General features: G+C 69.7%; 11 protein-coding genes and 2 pseudogenes. 2 read left to right on the forward strand and 11 right to left on the reverse strand.

The features are described from left to right. Window positions 1-44: 44 nt before the first annotated feature. Window positions 45-1,439 (reverse strand): family 43 glycosylhydrolase, encoded by a 1,395-nt coding sequence (locus O7623_RS05760; protein WP_282227550.1) that lies wholly within the window; start codon window positions 1,437-1,439, stop codon window positions 45-47. Between the two features lie 136 nt (window positions 1,440-1,575). Here O7623_RS05760 and O7623_RS05765 point away from each other — a divergent pair, with 136 nt between their 5' ends. Further along, window positions 1,576-2,226 (forward strand): nucleoside/nucleotide kinase family protein, encoded by a 651-nt coding sequence (locus O7623_RS05765; protein WP_282227551.1) that lies wholly within the window; start codon window positions 1,576-1,578, stop codon window positions 2,224-2,226. Between the two features lie 3 nt (window positions 2,227-2,229). Here the strand turns inward: O7623_RS05765 and O7623_RS05770 are convergent, their stop codons facing one another. The 6 genes from O7623_RS05770 to O7623_RS05795 form a co-directional block, all read right to left on the reverse strand. Continuing rightward, window positions 2,230-3,027, reverse strand: coding sequence for an SAM-dependent methyltransferase (locus O7623_RS05770; protein WP_282227552.1), 798 nt, complete (start codon window positions 3,025-3,027; stop codon window positions 2,230-2,232). A 116-nt stretch (window positions 3,028-3,143) separates the two neighbouring features. Continuing rightward, the gene (locus O7623_RS05775) at window positions 3,144-3,461 is read right to left on the reverse strand and encodes a hypothetical protein (RefSeq protein WP_282227553.1); all 318 of its coding nucleotides are present in this window, start codon (window positions 3,459-3,461) and stop codon (window positions 3,144-3,146) included. Next, complete coding sequence (locus tag O7623_RS05780; RefSeq protein ID WP_282227554.1) at window positions 3,431-4,048, reverse strand: hypothetical protein; 618 nt, start codon at window positions 4,046-4,048, stop codon at window positions 3,431-3,433. Before O7623_RS05780 ends, O7623_RS05775 begins: the two co-directional genes overlap by 31 nt. A 57-nt stretch (window positions 4,049-4,105) precedes the next feature. Further along, window positions 4,106-5,680, reverse strand: coding sequence for a DUF4139 domain-containing protein (locus O7623_RS05785; protein ID WP_282227555.1), 1,575 nt, complete (start codon window positions 5,678-5,680; stop codon window positions 4,106-4,108). A 130-nt stretch (window positions 5,681-5,810) separates the two neighbouring features. After that, window positions 5,811-7,349, reverse strand: a complete 1,539-nt coding sequence (locus O7623_RS05790) for an endo-1,4-beta-xylanase (RefSeq protein ID WP_282227556.1) — start codon at window positions 7,347-7,349, stop codon at window positions 5,811-5,813. Window positions 7,350-7,908: 559 nt separating this feature from the next. After that, window positions 7,909-8,832, reverse strand: a complete 924-nt coding sequence (locus O7623_RS05795; RefSeq protein ID WP_282227557.1) for a glycoside hydrolase family 6 protein — start codon at window positions 8,830-8,832, stop codon at window positions 7,909-7,911. Between the two features lie 319 nt (window positions 8,833-9,151). Between O7623_RS05795 and O7623_RS05800 the strand changes: the two genes are divergently transcribed. Beyond that, complete coding sequence (locus O7623_RS05800; RefSeq protein ID WP_282227558.1) at window positions 9,152-10,165, forward strand: LacI family DNA-binding transcriptional regulator; 1,014 nt, start codon at window positions 9,152-9,154, stop codon at window positions 10,163-10,165. A 654-nt stretch (window positions 10,166-10,819) separates the two neighbouring features. Here the strand turns inward: O7623_RS05800 and O7623_RS05805 are convergent. The 4 genes and pseudogenes from O7623_RS05805 to O7623_RS05820 all read right to left on the reverse strand — a co-directional run. Further along, on the reverse strand, window positions 10,820-11,998 hold the full coding sequence (locus O7623_RS05805; protein WP_282229327.1) for an acyl-CoA dehydrogenase family protein: 1,179 nt from the start codon (window positions 11,996-11,998) through the stop codon (window positions 10,820-10,822). 325 nt (window positions 11,999-12,323) lie between these two features. After that, a complete protein-coding gene (locus O7623_RS31325) occupies window positions 12,324-12,539 on the reverse strand; it encodes an epoxide hydrolase N-terminal domain-containing protein (protein ID WP_348775152.1) in 216 nt (71 codons plus the stop codon). A gap of 190 nt (window positions 12,540-12,729) precedes the next feature. Next, window positions 12,730-14,028, reverse strand: a pseudogene (locus tag O7623_RS05815) (FAD-dependent monooxygenase); the annotation flags it as partial. A gap of 336 nt (window positions 14,029-14,364) precedes the next feature. Beyond that, window positions 14,365-15,390: pseudogene (locus O7623_RS05820) on the reverse strand (FAD-dependent oxidoreductase); the annotation flags it as partial. Between the last annotated feature and the right edge of the window lie 392 nt (window positions 15,391-15,782).

Consider the following 15,782-nt stretch of genomic DNA (forward strand, 5'->3'; position numbering starts at 1 on the left):
CAGGCTGGGGTCTGTCTGGGGTCTGGCTGGTCTACAAGGTCCGGTCAGCGGCTGGGGGTGACCGGGCGAATGGTGCCGTCGGCGGCGAACTCGAGCGGATCGATGACGATCTCCCGGTTGGTGCCGTTGCCGGCCGGTACGGCGAACCGGTGGTAGGCGATCCGCCAGGTGTCGGTGCCAAGGATCCGGACCACCGAGTGGTGTCCGGTGCCCTTGATCCCGTCGGCGAGGCGTTTCTGCAGCACCACGCCCCGGGCGGTCCACGGACCGAGCGGCGACGGACCGGTGGCGTACGCGACCCGGTAGTCCTCGCTGCGGGTGTCGTTCTCCGACCACATGAAGTAGTAGATGTCGTTGCGCTTGAAGACGAAGGGGGCCTCGTTGTAGCCCACAGGGGTGATCAGGCGCACCTGCGCCGGATCGAACGAGACCATGTCGGCACCGAGCGGGACGACCCGCGCGGCGCCTTGTCCCCAGTACAGGTAGGAACGGCCGTCGTCGTCGGTGAAGACCATCGGGTCGATGGCCTGACCGGAGTACTGGCCGCCCCGGATCAGCGGCCGGCCGAGCGCGTCGCGGAACGGTCCGGTCGGGGTGTCGGCGACGGCGACGCCCAGATGCTTGACCGGGTCGCCGCTGGCGGCACCGCCGGAGAAGTAGAGGTAGTAACGGCCGTCGCGGGCGGCGACCGCCGGCGCCCAGGCGGAGTCGTCGGCCCACGACACGTCGGGACCGTGGTCCAGGATCACCCCGTGTGCGGTCCAGTTGACCAGGTCCGGTGAAGAGAACGCCTGGTAGTACGGGGCGGCCCAGCCGGCGTAGCCATCGGTCGTCGGATACAGGTAGTAGCGGCCGTTGAAGATCGTCAGGTGCGGGTCGGCGAAGAGTCCAGGGATCGCCGGCCCCTGGTTGGTCGCCGGCGCGAGCGGCGAGGTGAGCCGGAACGAGCTGTCCGCCCGGAAGATGTCGGTGTCCTGGTAGGCGTCGAGCCGCAGGGCGAAGTCGCGGTGTCGGATCCGGTGCGTCGGATAGTTGTACGCCGCGAGCGCGACCGATCCGGCGACTGAGCCGGCGACCGGGCAGAAGGTGGCGTCGCGCCGGAAGGCGGCGTCCCCGGTGTTGGCGTCGACCCGCAGCAGCCAGTCGCGGTGCCGCAGGAACAGTCCGCCGCGGGTCTGCAGCGAGTAGCAGTCCGGGGCGGCCAGCCCGCTGACGACGGTGAAGGTGGCGTCGAGCCGGGCCTGCGTCGGGCTGGAGGGCGTGACCGGCTCGAGCCGGACGGCCTGGTCCAAGTGGCGAACGTACCGCCCAGGATAGTTGACCGATTCCAGGGAGTGCGCCCTGGTCGGCAGCGGCGCGGCGACGGCCGGGGCTCCGGTGCTGGCAAGCAGGGCGAGGCAGAGCATCGCCGACAGGACCGGAACCTCACGGTGCCGCATCTAGATGCTCCTATGTTTGCGTTAACAACAACGATCGGCGGCAGTTACGACGGAATTGCCGACTGAGATCGACAGTGTTAACTGCGGCACCGAGTCCTGTCAATGGCGGCCCGCGATCCGACAGCTAGGCTGACGCATGCTCGTTGAACTCGTCGCGCACGCGCGCCGGCTCGTGCCGGTCGACGGCCGGCACGTGCTGGGCATCACCGGCTGCCCCGCCGCCGGCAAATCGACCCTGGCCCTGGCGCTCGCCCAGGAACTGGCCCGGCACGGTGACGCCGTCGCCGCCGTCCCGATGGACGGGTTCCACCTGTCCGACTCCGCACTGCATCAGCTTGGCCGCCGGGACCGCAAGGGCGCCATCGACACCTTCGACGCGGACGGGTACCTGGCGCTGCTACGCCGCATCAGGGCCGACCGCGACCGGACCATCTGGGCTCCCGGCTTCGCCCGCGATCTGGAACAGCCGATCGCCGGCACCATCCCGGTCGACCCACAGGTACGGTTGGTGGTGACCGAAGGCAACTACCTGCTCGCCGAGGATCCGCCCTGGCCGCAGATCCGCGCCGAGCTGGTCGAGGTGTGGTACTGCCACCTCGACGACGACCTTCGTCGCGACCGGCTCGTCCGCCGGCACATCGAGTTCGGCAAGTCCGAGCAGGCCGCCCGCGACTGGGTGCGAGCCGTCGACGACCCGAACGCCGCGCTGATCAGCAGCAGTCGCGACCGGGCCGACCTGGACATCGACATGGCCAGAATCGGGCCGCTCGGCCCGACCGCCGGGTGACGGTCAGGGCTTACGGGCCACCGCGCCGTAGGCATCGATGTGGCCGGCCCCCGGGTCGTCCGGTCGCCACTGGGTGATCGGCACCAGGCCCGGCTCGACCGGGGCCAGACCGGCGAAACACTCGGCGAGCTGCTCGGGACTGCGCAGGATGTAGGGCGCTCCCCCGCTCTCGGTCAGCTTCTCGGCACCCCGGACGACCGCAGGACTGGTGTCGGTGCCGTCCCACAACACGAGGAAGCTTCCCGACGCGACAGCGCCCATCATATGATCCACGATGGATCGGACGACGTCGAGATCGGGCTCGTATCCCAGGACCCCCATGAACAGCACCGCCGTCGGCTCCCGCAGGTCCAGCACCGACCGCGCGCCAGCGAGGATCCGCTCCGGGTCGTGATAGTCGGCGTCCACGTAGGTGACCGCGCCACCAGCGCCCGAGCTGGTCAGCAGGGCACGGGCGTGCACCAGTGCCAATGGGTCGTTGTCGACGTAGACGGTCCGCGACTCCGGCGCGACGCTCTGGGCGACCTCGTGGGTGTTCTCCATCGTCGGCAACCCCGTCCCGACGTCGACGAACTGCCGGACACCGGCCTCGGCCGCCAGGAACCGCACCGCGCGGATGAGGAACCGCCGGGACTGCCGGGCCATCACCGCGATCTCCGGGTAGACGCCGGCCACGGCGTCACCGGCGTCCCGGTCTGCCTGGAAGTTGTCCTTGCCGCCCATCCAGTAGTTCCACATCCGCGCGGCATGCGGCACGTCGACCTGGAGCTTCGAGGCGAGTTCGGGGTCGGTGTCGGACATGTCACGGCTCCTGGAAGGCGGGATGTCCGGGGCCACCCCGGACACGCGTCGACGCCAGGACATCCTATCCACGCCGCTGCGGGACCGCCCACAGTGGCCTACCCGGCAGATGGCGGTCATCCTGAGCCGACAGTGGTGCCGTTCACGCGGGCGGCGATCGCGTCGGCGAAACGGTCCAGAGCGGCGTCGACGGCGTACCGGAATCCGAGGCTGGGCTCGATCAGCTCCACCTCCAGCACCAGCGGCCCACCCGCGCCGCGTACCACGTCCACCCGCGCGTAGAGCAACTGCTCGGGCGCCGCCCCGCCCCGGCGTGCGGTGACCGCGAGCGCGCGCTCCGCCAACGCGAGGGTCGCCTCGTCCGGTGTCGTGGCGGCGAGGCGCTCGGCCAGGTAGAGCTCGCCTACGGTGTCGACGGCACCCCGGGCCAGCATCGGTCCCTTCCAGAACGCGTGCGAATACCGACCCGCGACGAAGACCACCGCCTGCTCACCATCGGTGTCCACCGCCGGCTGGTAGGGCTGTACGAGGGCGGCGAGCCCCTGCTCGTGCAGTGACCCCGGGCCTGGTCCGCCATTCCGGGCCCGAACCGGCCGGCACCCCGGGACCCCGCGCCGACCACCGGCTTCACGACGTACTCGGCGCCACCGGTGATCGACTCCGGTGCGGCCGCCGCCGGGTCGCCGAGATCGACGACAGTGGTCGGGATGGTCGCCACCCCCGCCGAGTGGAGGTCGAGCAGGTATCGCTTGTCTGCGTTGTACCGCACCAGATCGGCCGGATTCGCCAGCCACGGCACCTCGGCACACCAACGGAGGAAGGCGGCGGGCTGGTCCGGGTAGTCCCAGGTGGCGCGGAGCACGACCAGGGTCTGCGGGGCGACCGGACCACCCCAGGGTCGCCACGTGGCGGCGACTCCCCGATAGCTGAGCGCGTCGACCAGTTCCGCCTCGTCGCCGTCGCCTTCCGGCAGCGCGGTGCAGGAGGCGAGCATGACCTGTGGCGGATCCGACAGGGGCACGGCGGCGTCCCTTTCCATGTCGTCGTGGACCGTCCGGAGAGCACCGGCGCCGCCGGGCTACTCGCGCCAGCCGGCCACATCGACCCCCTTGGCCAGATCCACCCGGAAGCCCAGGGTTATCTCACCGCCCTCACCCGGGGCGAGCGACAGCCGCCAGCTCAACTCACCGAGTTCCGTACGCTCGACCGGCGGCGGCACGACGACCGTCTCCCGGACCACCACCGCCTCGTCACGCGACACCGGAAGCTGATCGCGCACCTCCACGGTCGCCGGGCGGGACGTGTGGTTGCCGACGGTGATCCGGTACTCCACCTCACGCCGCCGGGTCGAGCCGAGCGTCGCCTTGGTCTCGGCCCGCCGATGCAGTCTCCGCTCCACGCGTAGCCGGTCGTCCACCCCCAGCGCCAACTCGGTCTCCTCACCCGGCGCCCACATCGGCAGCCTGGCGGACGCGACGAAGTCGACGTCGTGGAACACCGCAACCGGCCCAGGCAACAACGTGTGCTCCGAGGTGTTGCGTACCGTGGCGCGCAGGTGTGCCTCAGGGGTGACCACCGGCGTCGTGACGTGGTCCAGCCTGGCGGGCAGTTCCAACACCGCGATGGTGGCCCGGTGCGCGCTGCCGTCGGCCGGCACCGCCACCGGTCGAGCTGGCTGGTAGGTGGCCGCGCTGACCCCCTGTGCGACTTCGGCGACGCTCTCCCGCAGCCGGGGACGGGCCGCCGCGGACCGGGTCGGGCTGCTGGCCGCCGCCCCGCTCGGTGTCGGCATCCTGGCCAGCATGTCCGCCGACATCGCGAGCGGAGGCGCCGGCTGGAGCCGGTCGAGATACCAGGGCGACAACTCGGCCACTCCCGTCGTCGCCGCCGGACGCGCGGTGGAGAGCCGAAGTTCACACTCCGGCCAGTCCTCGCCGGTGCTCTGGTTGACCACTCCGAACCAGGTGACCGTCACGGTGTCATCGACCAGCCGCAGGTCGTAGGAGGGCTGCCAGCTGGCCCCCTCCACCAGATAGGTCAACTCAAGTTCGACGTCGGCGTCGTCGGCGTCCACTGCCACGATCACCTCGACTGCCAGCCGGTCCGGCTCGCGCTTGCCCTGCGCGGCGTCGAGGTCCCGCCCGACGGCGGCTACTTCCTCCGTCAGCGCGGTGCGCCGGCGGGCCAGCCCCCGCCGACGGGTCCGCGAGTCGGCGAGCTGAGCGGCTACCGCGTCGGTGAACTCGGCCACTTCGCTCAGCGTCGCGTCGCCGGCGGCCAGCGCGCGGGCATAGGTGCCACCGGCCCGCTCGGCCAACTTCGCCAGGAACTCCCCACGCTGCTGCTCGATGCCGTCCGCGTCGTCGACTTCGGCCAACTCGTCGGCCAGCTCACGGCGGCGCTGCTCCAGGCCGACGACCTGCGCGTCGCTGCTGCGGGCCTGTCGCCACGTGGTCACGTCCACGCCGAGCACGGTGGCCGGGCCCCGACCGCCGACCCGGACCGAGTCCCGGCGCAGGCCGAGCGGGAGCGGAGCCACCCGTACGCGGTGGCGGCCGGCGGCCAGGCGGACGCCGCCGCGCCGGGTCACCCGGGCCCGGTCGGGATAGACGGTAACGCCGACGACGGGTGCCTCGACCTTGGTGGTGTCCACGGCGGCGAGAGTAGTCGAACGATGCTCAGCGGCCGACCGCTCCCCGTGTCGAGCTGGACTCTCACTCGATGCGTCGGGTTCTCGTCCTGTCCTGGACGGGCTCGGGCGGCCCGTCCAGGACAGGCCGGGTTCAGGCGGTGCAGACCGGGGTCATACCGGTCGCTGCTCCAGTTCCTTGGAAACCGAATTCGGTGGACTGGCCGGCGCTCACCGCGCCGTTGTAGCTGACGTTGCTGAACCGGACTGTGCCGCTGTTGCCGCTGCGGTTGGCGTTCCAGGCGTTGGTCACGGTGGCCCCGGACGGCAGGGTCAGTTGGACGCTCCACCCGTTGATCGGCGAGCTTCCGGCGGTGACCCGCACCGTGGCGACGAAGCCACCGGGCCAGGAGTTCAGCGAGACGGTGGCCGAGCAGCCAGACGGGTTCGGCGGCGGGGTCGTCGGCGGTACGGTCGTCGGTGGCGCCGTCGTCGGCGGTGCCGTCGTCGGCGGTGCCGTCGTCGGTGGCGGGGTCGTCGGTGGTGCCGTGGTCGGCGGTACGGTCGTCGGCGGTGGAGTGACGACGTTACGGCCCCTGTTCAGCTCGTCGAGGACCGCGTGGTACGCGGCCTTCTTCTGGTAGTTGCCGTTGCCACCGGTGAAGAGCAGGCCCCGCTCCGAGGAGCGCCACGACTCGCTGTCGGAGATGCCCCAGACGGTGATGCCGGTGCACTTGGCGACGTTCAGGCAGGCCCGGACGACCTTGCGGTAGTTTTCTGCCTGGCCCGCGCCGATGTCGTTGTTGCTCAGGTCGTCGTCGATGTCCACCTCGGAGAGGTGCACCTCGACACCGAGGTCGGCGAAGCGCTGGATGTTGGCCTGCAGGTCGTCGGTGATGATGCTGTTCGGGTTGTCGTTGAAGTGGGCCTGGAACCCGACGCAGTCGATGTACTGCCGGTAGTTGCGGACGATCTCGTACAGCGCGTTGGACTTGCGGTTCGGGGTACCGCCCTGGACCGTCAGGCCCTCGACGTCGTAGTCGTTGATGCAGAGCTTGGTGGTCAGCCCGCCGGCCTGCACGACCTGTCTGGCCCGGATGAACGAGTCCCGGATGACGTCGGTGTCGCCGGCGTCGAAGAAGTCACCGTCGCCGTTGGCGTCCCGGTTCATGCTGTGCGGCCACTGGGTCCGGCGCCGGCCGGTGTTGTTGTCCTCCAGCGCCTCGTTGACGACGTCCCAGTAGGCGATCCTGTTGCCCCAGCGGTTGATCGCGTTGCCGATGAACGTGTTCAGCGTCGCCTGGCTGGCACCCTGCAGCGCCCCGGCCTGCGAGTGCCACACCAGCGTGTGTCCACGGACCAGCATGCCGTTGCTCTGGGCGTGGTTGACCAGGGTGTCCGCGCCACCGGTGTTCTGCAGGCCGCCGTTCGACGTGGCGATCCGGTCCGGCTTCATGTCGTTCTCGGCGGTCAGTTGGTTGAACTCCTGACCGACGATCGGGTAGAGCCGGTTGGGCGAGGCGGCGACACCGAAGAACAAGCCGGCCCTTGCCGCTGCGGCCCGCAGCGTCGTCTCGGCCGCAGCGGCCGGACTGCTGGACTGGACCGCGACAGCTCCACCGACCAGCATCAACACCGCCGTCGGCAACGCGACGCTGAAGACTTTCCTACGCCGTCTCAGGCTGCTGTCCACGGGCCCTCCCTGAGGTTCATGACAGTGATCGATTTTCATGTATGTCTTGCAGGGGAAGTATCGATACCCGCCGCCGGCAGTGTCAACAACTTCCGGAAACACTCCGGAAACTCCAGCAGTGGTCGGCTCGACCCGGGCGCTGGCGCCACGCCCGCCCCGGAGTTCCGCTCCTACCGTTGCGCCTCGGTGGCGGCCCCCTGGGTCTTTCCGGCCAGCCATGACCTTCACGGGCCCCGGGTCGGTCGCGGTCGTCCCGGCTGCCGGGCACGCCACCGGGTCGGTCATCGTGTTCGGCACCACACACCCGACAACCAGCGGTACACCTCGGAGACCTGACCTGACAGCCGGACGACGTCACCGACCGGATGCAACGCCCCGGCCCGTGCAGCGCCCCCCACCGACAGCGACCCGGGGAAGATTCGCGGTGATCTTCCCCGGCATGGAAGCCGACGCCCCTCTGGTCGCGATGTCGTGCAACACAGAGAGGCGCCGTCGGTTGGCAGGGGGCTGGATGCGATACAGACTGCAGACGCGACTCCGACGCTCTGCGCGCGTCAGGCTAATAGCCGTAGATCATCTTGTAGGCCACCTCGGGCAGGAACTGACCGGCGCTCGATCCGCCGCCGACTCCGCAGTTGCCGTCGGACTCACCCGGCGTCTTGATCCACAGCAGCATTTCGGCGCCGCCGCCCATCCGGCTGGGTGTGCCGATCCTGCGTCCACTCGGGTTACACCACTGACCGTTGGATCCGTTGCCGTTGCGACTGGTATCGATCACGAACGGCTTGCGGTACCCGAACATCTGCAGGGCGGAAGCGACCTGATTGCCGTAGTTGGCGTTCTCACCGGTGGTGAAGTAGTTCGACACGTTCAGGGCGAAACCGCGCGCGTTGGCTACACCGGCCATGTTGAGCCGCTGCGCCATCGTCCGAGCGTCGACCCAGCCGGAGTTCCCGGCGTCGATGTAGGCCCAGGTGTTGGGCGCCTTGGACCGGAATTGGCCGACGGCGCGGGAGAGCATGCCCACCCGGTCGTTGATCTGGGCCTGGCTCATGCAGTTGAAGTCGCCCAGGGAGTCCGGCTCAAGGACCACCACGGCAGGACGACTGCCGATGGCAGAGGCGAAGGAGGCGATCCATGAGTCGTAGGCGGCGACGCTGCCGGCACCACCACCGGAGTGGCCGCCGCACGCGTCCCGGCCGGGGAGGTTGTACGCCACCAGCAGCGGCAGCTTGTCGACAGCGTCCGCTGCTCCCACATAGCCCCTGACCGCACTCCCGATGTCACCACTCCAGTTGCCGAACCATCTGGCCATCGGCTTCTGCGCTATCTCCGCGCGGATGGCGGCGGCGCGTCCGTCGCCCGGGTTCGCGGCCGCCCACCTGGCCGGACTCGAGTTGGGGTCGACGTAGAAGCCGCTGGTCTGGCTGATCGGGTCCGCGTGCGCGGCTGGCGCACCGAGCAGGATCGCGGGAACCGCCAACGCCAAGGCGGCGGCAAGTCCCCAAGGACGGGTCCGTCGTGTCATGAACTGGTCTCCTCGGGTCGGACTGGAAGCGCTTCCAGTGATGTCTATCCATACGTTCGATCCGATGTTCGGAAAATTACGGGCAGATGTCAAGAGACAGCGTCACCGCGACAAGATCGAAATCAGGTCTCGTTGGGACCGCTTCCAGACCAACGAAGGCGGCAAGCTACCTCGACGCCGTCGACGCCGACCGATACGATCGGGCAGCGGTGACGGCACCGGCCAGTGGTAGCGGGCTGCCGCGACGGTCGGACGGGAAGGACTCGCCATCGCGATGGCAGCGCAGCGGCCTCGGCGGCAACCGACCCTCGACGAGGTGGCCGAACGCGCCGGCGTGTCACGTTCCGCCGCGTCCCGGGTCATCAACAAGGCACCTCATGTCAGCCGTGCCACCCGCGACGCTGTGGAGCGCGCCATCAAGGAGATGGGCTACCTACCCAACCGCACCGCCCGCGCCCTGGCGACCCAGCAGACGGGTATCGTCGCGCTCGCGGTCTCCCACGACGATCCTGAACTGTTCGCCGATCCGTTCTTCGCCCAGGTCATCGTCGGCGCGTCCGCAGCGCTCGAGGAGACCGACCTTCACCTGCTGCTGTGCCTTGCCAGCTCCGGGCAGGGCCGGTCTCGGCTGACCAACCTCCTGCACACACGCGGCGTCGACGGCATCATGCTGATGGCGCTGCACGGCGACGATCCGCTGACGCATATCGTGCGTCGGGCGGGCCTACCCGCGGTGTACGGCGGCCGGCCGTTGAACTTCGAACCACAGTGGTACGTCGACTCGGACAACCTCGGCGGCGCACGACTGGCCACCGAGCATCTCATCGGCCTCGGCCGCACCCGGATCGTCACGATCACCGGCGCCTTGAACACCGACGTCGGCCGTGCCCGCCACCGCGGCTACCGCGAGGCAATGATCATGGCGGGGCTTACCCCGTACGCGACGGCAGTGGGCGACTTCACCGAAACCGGCGGTGCCACGGCGATGAAGTCACTGCTCGACAGCCACCCCGACCTCGACGCCGTCTTCGCCGCCAGCGACAACACTGCGGCCGGTGCCATCCGCGTCCTCATCGACGCCGGCCGGTCCGTGCCAGCCGACGTGGCGGTGGTGGGCTTCGACAACCTCGGCATAGCCGAGCGTACCGATCCACCATTGACCACCGTGCACCAGTCAGTCCAGGCGCTCGGCAAGGAAATGACCCGGATGCTCGTCGAACTCATCGCGGGACACGAACCCCCCTCCATCATCCTGCCCACGAAGTTGGTGCTACGCGAATCGGCATGATCCTCGACCGGACCAACTGGCTGGGGCGGCAGACATACGGGGCCTCGGACCCGGTGCAGGAGGACATCGGGGAACGGCTCAAGTCCCCAGGAAGAAAGCAGGAGCCCTGACCAGTGTTGGCGCCTCTCGGGGCTTTTTCGTCGTCGCGACGGCCGGATTCAAGCAGTTGCGTCCGCATGTACGGACGCTCGTGGACCGTTTTCGCGACTCCGGCCACCTGGCTGAGTCGCGCCGTCCAACCCCGCCGCGTCGGTGGTCCTGGTCGCGATCGCATCGGCGGATCGGGCTGGGCCGCCGACATCGAGCTGGCGGTGGCCGCGACCGGGCTCGATCAGCTCCGCCTTTATGATCAGCGATCCGTTCCCATCCCCGCACGACGTCCGCCAGCGCGTACGCGGCCACCGCGCCGTGGCCACCACCGCCTGCTCCGTCAACGCACGGGTGGCCGCCTCTGGCGTGCTGGCGGCGGGCCGTTCAGCCAGGTAGAACACGCCCGGCCGAGGCGGCGGCCCGCTGGTAGGGCGGGACGAGTACGCCGACGGGTTGGCCAGCCGGGGCACGCCGACGCACCAACGCGGGCAGGTAGCGGCGGGGAAACGGCATTCCACCGATCGACGCCGCTGCCTGCCCGTCACACGGTCGTACCTGCCCGGCTCAGAGGTACAGCGTGTTGGGTGCCAGACCGGCCAGCACCCGCCCGTACAACTCGGCGTTGGTGTCCGGGTTCATCAGCGCGTGCAGGTTGACCGACTGCGCGTCGTGCAGGACCCGCCGCATCGGCACCGAGCTGTAGATGGACGTCCCGCCGGAGGCTCCGGCGAGGATCTCCACGGACTCCCGGGCACGGCGGCAGGCCGCACCGACGCCGGCCCGGGCGCGGGCCCGTTCCAGCAGGGTCCAGTCACTGCCGTCAGCCGCCTTCGTATCGACCAGGTCAGCCAGCCGCAGGGCGTGGAACTCAGCCTCGTCGGCGCGGACGGTCGCGTCGGCCAGTTGCAGATGGGTCAACGGGGCGTCAGCCTGATGGGCGTAGTCCGTGTAGGTGATCTTCCGTTCGGGCAACCGCTCCAGGAAGATGTCCTGACCGGCCCGGGCCAGACCGAGCATGGTGCCCACCGACGAGGCTGCCGCCACCGGCAGCAGCGGCGGCCGGTAGATGACCGACTCGGCGTTGCGCTGCGAGGCGGAACCGCCCTGCAGGACCATTCCGAGGGGCAGCACCCGGGCGGCAGGGACGAAGACCTGCTCGGCGACGGTGCTGACGCTCCCCGTGCCCCGCAGACCCGACGTGTGCCAGTCGTCCACCACGCGCAGATCCGACATCGGCACCAGGGCCATGACCGGCATCGGTTCGTTGTCACCGTCGACCAGCACGGCGATGATCTCCTGCCAGTGGCTGTGCAGCGCGCCGCTGACGAAGCCCCACTTGCCGTCGACCACGATGCCACCGGCGGTGGGGCTGGCCATCGCCGACGGGCTGAGCGTGCCACAGATCCGCACGTCGGGGGTGGCGAAGACCTCGTCCTGCACCTCGTCGGGGAACTGACACGCCATCCAGGTCGGAATCCAGTACACCGACGTGGTCCAGGAGCTGGCGCCATCGCCGCGTCCCAGCTCGGCGGCCACCTCCACCAGAGTGCGGGTGTCGCACTCGTAGCCGCCGTACCGCAGCGGGGTGCGAAGCTTGAAGAACCCCGCGTCGGCCAGAGCCTCGATGGTCTCGTCGGGCAGCCGCCGGTGCTCCTCGGCCCACTGCGCGTTGCGGCGCAGCAGCGGCAGTAGATCGGTGGCCCGCTGGACGAGCTGTTCGCGAGTGGGAACGGCGGTCTGCAACACGAGCGTCTCCTTGGGATCGGTCCGACCGTTACTGCGGCCGGGTCGGTGGTGCCGTACGCCTGGATGGGCGACACGGCGATGCTCACCGCGGTCGGACGCCGAGCCCTCGCCGGGCGGCGGCCACCGCGCCCTACCGACGATCGCAGCCACCGGCGCGACGGCGCATCTTCGCGACTGCGGCCCTGGTGCCCACCCCGATCGGAACCGTCACCGGCGCCGGCGCCGGCGCCGGAGGTGATGTCGCGCAGTCCGGCGGCGTCCTCGTAGTACAACGCGGCCGACGCTCCGGCCGTGGCGGTGAACCAGTAGATCGACCCCAACGTCAACAGCTGGTCGCGAAAATCCGGGCCGGCCGCCAGCCCGCCAGTTCGCGCAGGTAGCTCACGGGTACGCCGCAGTCCCATCCGTCGTCGCCAAGCGCTGCCGGCCAGTGGGTTTCGGCCAGACGACGCGACAGATCGTCGATACCGGCCTGGGGAACGTCGATTCGGTACGGTCGTATGGCGCGCCTTCTCCGGAAGACGGCGTCGGCGGCGATGAGGTCAGGAACCCTCGTGGTCCGGGACCGGGTGAGCCGGGCGGGGTCCGGCTTGCACCGTCGACGGGGTCGGCACGGAGGCCTCCGACGTCAACGCAGCGGCGGTGTCGGCGGGGGTCTGCCGGGAGCCGGTCGAGGAGGCGTCGGCCGCTGCGAGTGCTGGTCGGCCAACGTGCCGGTCCCGGGACAGACGTAGCACCCGACGTACCATGCTCGGTCGCATCAGCGCGCTCGGCGACTCGATGAGCCCGGCCACCCGCATGAACGCCGTGGTCACCGTGGCGTCCTTGGTCGCCGCGTACTGGACCCGGCTGAGGTAGGCGTTACCCAACCGCACATTCGCGGGCCGGTCACCGGCAACCTCGGGAAAGTCGAGGTCACCGCTGGTGGAAATCTGCCACGGGGTGTCGATGATCCTCGCCACGTCGCGCAGGAACACCTTGGAGTCGGGCGGGGTCCCTTCAAGCAGCAGCCGGCGCAGCGCCATCACCTCGATCGCCGCGACGGACATCCCCTGGCCGTATACCGGGTTGAAGCTGCACACCGCGTCGCCGAGGACCAGCAGCCGCTGCGGGAACCGGGTCAGTCGTTCATAGTGGCGGCGGACGCTGGCCGGGAAAGTGAAGGCCACCGGTTCGGTGAGTGGCTCGGCGTCGCGGATGCCCTCGTAGACGTCCGGCACCGGCAGGGACCGGACGAACTCGACGAAGCCGTCCGGGTCGGTGGGCGGCTGGTCTCCCAGGATCCCGGTCAGCGACACGATGCACTCGTCCGGACCGACCTGGCCGAAGAACGCGCCCCGAGGGTGTGCGGGCGATGCGACCGGATTGATCGACTGCACCCCGTCGAACATTTCGGGCCGGCTGCGGTACATCCGGGTGGTGTACGTCAGGCCGATCCTCATCTTCTCCTCCACCGGCCGGTCGTACCCCAGCTGTTGCAGCCAGACCGGGGTGCGGGAGCCGCGTCCGGTGGCGTCGACCAGGAGGTCCGCGTCGAGGACGCTCTCCTCGCCCGTCGCTACGTCCCGTAGCGACACCCCGGTCACCTGGCTGTTGTCAGGTACCGCGCGCACTCCGGTGAGCTCGGTGAGCTGTCGGTAGGTGACGTTCGGCAGCGCCGCGACCCGGGTCCGCAGGTAGTCCTCCAGGACCGGACGGGGCGCGGTGATCGACAGCAGGCCGGTCCGGGCCGGGGCGAGCCGACGACCGTTGAAGAACCAGCGCATCTCCCCCATGTCGCCCACCGGAATTCCGCGGGCCTGCAGGTCGGCGCGCAGACCAGGGAAGAGCTCGGCGAGAATGAGGTAGCCGCGGCCATGCAGACCGTGGGCGTGTCCCGTGTGCGGGGCTCCGCGGCGCGGCACGGCGACACCGAGCACTTCGTCGCGTTCCACCACCACGACCTCCCGGTAGTGGTCTGCGAGGACGCGGGCCGCGAGGGTGCCCGCGATGCTGCCGCCGAGCACGACCGCCCGTTGGCCGACCAGGGGACCGTTGCCGGTGGCCCGCACCGCGTCGGCGTCGGCTTTGCGTGCGGTGCGCAATGCGCCGATGATCATTCCCGGCTTCATCAGGGCGGTCGGCGGATCGACGAGCCCGGCGACCCGGAAGAACGCCCTGGTGAATCGGCCGTCGCGTTGGGCCGCCGTGTGCAGACGCTCCATGAAGGCGCCACCGAGCCGGTCCTTGAGGGTCCGAGGGCCCTCGACACCCGGGAAGGCGAGATCGGCGCCGACGGAGGTCTCCCAGGGGCCGTCGATGATGGGGCGGATCGCCTTGAAGTACTCGATCGGTCGGGCCGGGCCGGCGTCGAGGTGCGCGCCGAGTGCGGCTGCCTCCATCGCGGCCACCGTCATCCCCTGCCCGTAGACGGGGTTGAAGGAGCATACTCCGTCGCCGACGACCAGGAGTCCCTGAGGAAACCGGGTCAGCTTGTCGTAACGGCGGCGGATGCTGGCCGGGATCTTGAAACCCGCGATCTCGCTCATCGGCTCCGCAGTGCGGATCGCCTCGTAGATCTCCGGTGCGTCCAGGGACCGGGCGTACTCGAGGAAACCCTCGGGATCCCGGGGCGGATGGTCCCCGAGCAGCCCGGTCAGCGAAAGCAGGGCGATGTTGTCCGGGAACCGGCCGAAGAACGCTCCTCGGGGGTTGGCCGGTGAGGCGACCGAGTTGATCGCGAGGTCCGTACCGAACGGGTCGCTGTCGAGTCGGAAGTAGCGTGACACGTAGGCCAGGTCGATCTTGACCCGTTCCTCCTCGGGCCGCTGGTAACCGAGCTCCGCCAGCCAGACCGGGGTACGGCTCCCCCGCCCGGTCGCGTCGATGATCAAATCGGCGGTGAGCTGCTCCGATTGCGGCTGCCCCGACTCCCCGCTGAGCACGACTGCGGTGACCCGGCGACGGTCGGCTGTGGCGACGACGCCCTGCACGGTCGTACGCTCGCGTAGCCGCACGTTCGGAAGGGCGAGAACGCGGGCACGGACGTGTGCCTCCAGGGTGGGCCGGTTCGCGTTGACGCTCAACAGTCCGGAATGCGCCTGCTGGAGCGGCCGTCCGTTGAAGTACCACCGGAGGTCGCCGGAAAGGTCGCAGGTCTGTACCCCGTGCGCGGTCAGCTCGGCCTGCAGGCCCGGTAGCAGTTCCTCGATGACCTCGTGCCCGCGGGCCAACAGCGCATGGGCGTGATGGGCCTGGGGTACGCCGCGCCGCGTTCCTGTGACATCGACGATAGTGTCCCGCTCGACCAGCACGACCTCGTCGAACCGGTCCGCTGCCACCCGGGCCGCGAGCAGCCCGGCCATTCCACCACCGAGTACGACAGCTCGGGCGCCTAGGTGTTCACGCATCCCGATTCAACCTCCATAGAGTATCCACGGTGCCTGTCCAGCCAATCAGAAACCGATTGCGCATAGACGTAATGGGCCGCTGATAGGGCCGATTACCGTGTGTCTTCCATGGTCGTGGTCGACACCTGTGAACGCACCTTCTCTCGTGCGATTCGGACTCGATGCCGGCCTGGCCCGTCACGACGGCATAGCCCGTCAGGGTGGCCAGGGCCGGTCCGACCGCGCAGCTACGGCCGCTGATCAGGCCGGTGAGCGTGACCCGCAGGTAGTAGTAGTACCGGTGCCGGATCCGAAGTATGGCGGTCGGGCCGTCCGAGGCCAGCCGCACCTCGCCTTGACCGGTCGGCCGAAGCACACACGGTCCGAAGGAGATGCCATGGTCGGGCGGCACT

It is taken from the genome of Solwaraspora sp. WMMD791 (assembly GCF_029581195.1).
Taxonomy (GTDB): domain Bacteria; phylum Actinomycetota; class Actinomycetes; order Mycobacteriales; family Micromonosporaceae; genus Micromonospora_E.

Excerpts from the sequence above, each read along its gene's own strand:
- O7623_RS05760 (WP_282227550.1), bottom strand. The coding sequence starts at position 1,439 with ATGCGGCACCGTGAGGTTCCGGTCCTGTCGGCGATGCTCTGCCTCGCC.
- O7623_RS05765 (WP_282227551.1), top strand. The coding sequence starts at position 1,576 with ATGCTCGTTGAACTCGTCGCGCACGCGCGCCGGCTCGTGCCGGTCGAC.
- O7623_RS05770 (WP_282227552.1), bottom strand. The coding sequence starts at position 3,027 with ATGTCCGACACCGACCCCGAACTCGCCTCGAAGCTCCAGGTCGACGTG.
- O7623_RS05775 (WP_282227553.1), bottom strand. The coding sequence starts at position 3,461 with ATGCTGGCCCGGGGTGCCGTCGACACCGTAGGCGAGCTCTACCTGGCC.
- O7623_RS05800 (WP_282227558.1), top strand. The coding sequence starts at position 9,152 with ATGGCAGCGCAGCGGCCTCGGCGGCAACCGACCCTCGACGAGGTGGCC.